This is a genomic window from Nostoc sp. ChiVER01 (assembly GCF_034531155.1).
GTDB lineage: Bacteria > Cyanobacteriota > Cyanobacteriia > Cyanobacteriales > Nostocaceae > Nostoc.
On record NZ_JAVRBS010000076.1, the window covers coordinates 1 to 1029 of the forward strand.

Annotated in this window: 2 protein-coding genes; both read left to right on the forward strand. The window is 42.0% G+C overall.

Annotated elements, in window-relative coordinates:
• Positions 1-65 precede the first annotated feature (65 nt).
• Positions 66-575: a helix-turn-helix domain-containing protein gene (locus RMY00_RS36025; protein WP_322652131.1), complete on the forward strand. Its 510-nt coding sequence runs from the start codon at positions 66-68 to the stop codon at positions 573-575.
• Positions 576-741: 166 nt separating this feature from the next.
• Positions 742-1029: transposase (locus RMY00_RS36030; RefSeq protein ID WP_322652132.1), on the forward strand; the 288-nt coding region annotated here is incomplete at its 3' end.

The window sequence follows — 1029 nt, forward strand, 5'->3', positions numbered from 1 at the left end:
TTATACCAATTTAATATGAAGCTGCATATAATAGGGGAAAGCAAACTCGGTAAGTTGATATACCCATGAGCCGCCCATTGCAAATTGAGATCGCCGAGAGCGAAGAGGAACTAAAAAAACGCCTACAAACAGCGTCTTCAGGAATCCAAAAAGAAAAGTTACAAATGTTGTGGTGGCTCAAGAGTGGTCAAGTCAACCAACAGCAAGAAATTGGAAAACGCTTGACCAGAGATACTTCAACGGTGACAAGATGGTTGCAGAAGTATAGAGCGAGTGGACTGTCTGGCTTGTTAGAAATTAAGAAAGCAGCAGGAGCAAAACGAAAAATTAACGATCAGGCACTCGCTTCCCTTAATCTTGAACTGGAAACAGGGAAAGGATTTAGTAGTTACGGTGCAATCGTCGAGTGGTTGAAACAAGAACATGGACAAGACATAGAGTATGCAACGGTTTATGTATGGGTTCGATATCGATTAGGGGCAAAACTAAAAGTGCCTCGCCCTCAAAGCCACAATCAAGACGAGAAATTGATATCTGATTTAAAAAAAAACTCGGAATTATTCTTAATTGTCTAGAAGAACATCTAGCACCCGACAAGTATATTCGCTACCTGTGCCAGGATGAAACGAGGGTGGGACTGAAAACTCTCACAGGAAAAGTGATTACTGCCTCTGGAGTCAAGCCGACTGTTGAGGTGAAATGACCACGGGAAAATTTTTGGATTTATGGTGCAATTGAACCATTGACTGGAGACCACAACATTATGAGTATCCGAAATTGAATGGCGAGTGTTTTCAACAGTTCTTGGACTGGCTATCTCAACAATTCGGCTCAGATTATGCTATTTTACAGGTTGACCAAGCACCTGCTCATACAAGTTCAGCGATTCGTTGGCCAGAAAATATTATTCCTCTGTATCAACCACCTTCAGCCCCTGAACTCAATCCCATTGAAAGGCTTTGGCAGCTCCTCAAGAAACCACTCAAAAATCAACTTTTCTCTTCTTTACAGACTTTACCCGATCGCATC

What these genes read in the sequence shown, in the direction of transcription:
- RMY00_RS36025 (WP_322652131.1), top strand. Translation starts at nt 66, where the DNA reads ATGAGCCGCCCATTGCAAATTGAGATCGCCGAGAGCGAAGAGGAACTA.